This window comes from Chromobacterium aquaticum (assembly GCF_021129195.1).
Taxonomy (GTDB): Bacteria; Pseudomonadota; Gammaproteobacteria; order Burkholderiales; family Chromobacteriaceae; genus Chromobacterium; species Chromobacterium aquaticum.
Genome location: NZ_JAJOHW010000251.1, coordinates 1 through 1277, shown reverse-complemented (window position 1 = coordinate 1277; position 1277 = coordinate 1). Strand labels below are relative to the sequence as shown.

The 1277-nt window shown below is 71.8% G+C and carries 1 protein-coding gene and 1 pseudogene; both read left to right on the top strand.

Going from position 1 to position 1277, the window contains the following annotated elements; all coding sequences use genetic code 11:
• Positions 1–758: cytochrome D1 domain-containing protein (locus tag LQT98_RS23520; RefSeq protein WP_231465653.1), on the top strand; the 758-nt coding region annotated here is incomplete at its 5' end.
• Positions 759–760: 2 nt separating this feature from the next.
• A pseudogene (locus tag LQT98_RS23515) lies at positions 761–1277 on the top strand (Lrp/AsnC family transcriptional regulator); the annotation flags it as partial.

The window sequence follows — 1277 nt, the reverse complement described above, 5'->3', positions numbered from 1 at the left end:
CCGCCGCGCCGGGCGCGGACGGCAAACCCTCGCGCGTGGTGGGCCTGGCGGACCTGCCGGGCCGGCGCTTCGTTTACGCGCTGTTCGACGCCGACGAAATCGACGTGCTGGACGCCGCCGACCCGGCCCAGCCGCAACTGACCCGCTACCGCGACGCCGGCAAGCGCCCCTACGACGGCCTGGCCAGCATGGACGGCCGCTACTTCCTGGCCGGGCTGTACGGCGAAGACGGCCTGTCCCTGCTGGACACCTGGCGGCCGGAGCAGGGTGTGCGCCGCATCCTGGCTGGTTACGGCCGCGGCCAGCAGCCGCTGCCGGTGTACAAGATGCCGCATCTGCGCGGCTGGGCGCTGGCCGGCGATTACGCCTTCCTGCCCGCCATCGGCCGCCACGAAGTGCTGCTGGCGGACAACCGCAGCTGGGCGCAACTGGCCGCCATCCCGGTGCTGGGCCAGCCGGTGTTCGCCATGGCGGAACCGTCCGGCCGGCGCGTCTGGGTCAACTTCGCCTTCCCGGACAACGACAAGGTGCAAGTCATCGACGTGCCCACGCGCAGCGTGATCGCCACCCTGAAGCCGGGCAAGGCCATCCTGCACATGGAATTCACCCCGCGCGGCGACGCGGTGTGGCTGTCCAGCCGCGACGACGACAAACTGGTGGTGGTGGACACCGCCAGCCTCAAAGTGCTGCGCGAACTGCCGGCGCGGAGTCCGTCCGGCATCTTCTTCAGCTGGCGCGCCAGCCGCATCGGGATGTGAACATGGAGCTACCGCATACCGAACCGGCCCTGCTGCGGCTGATCAACGGCTGCCAGCGCGGCTTTCCGCTGCTGCCGCGCCCGTTTGCCGCGCTCGCCGCCGGCATGGAACCGGGCTGGAGCGAAGCCCGGCTGCTGGCTGCGCTGCAACAAGCGCAGGCGGCCGGCCTGCTGACCCGCGTCGGCGCGGTGTTCGCGCCCAATACCGTGGGCAACAGCACCCTGGCGGCGATGGCGGTGCCGGCGCAGCGGCTGGAAGAAGTGGCCGCCTTTGTCAGCCGCCAGCGCGAGGTCAACCACAACTACCGGCGCGACCATCATTACAATCTGTGGTTCGTCGTGGCCGCCGCCTCCTCGGCCGGCGTCGCCGCGGCGCTGAGCCGCATCCGCCTGGCCACCGGCATCCGCCCGCTGGACCTGCCGCTGCTGCGCGAATACCACATCGACCTGGGCTTCTCCTTCCTGCCCGATGCCGCGCCGGCGGCGCAGGACGCGCCCGCGGCGGCGGACGACCCCGGCC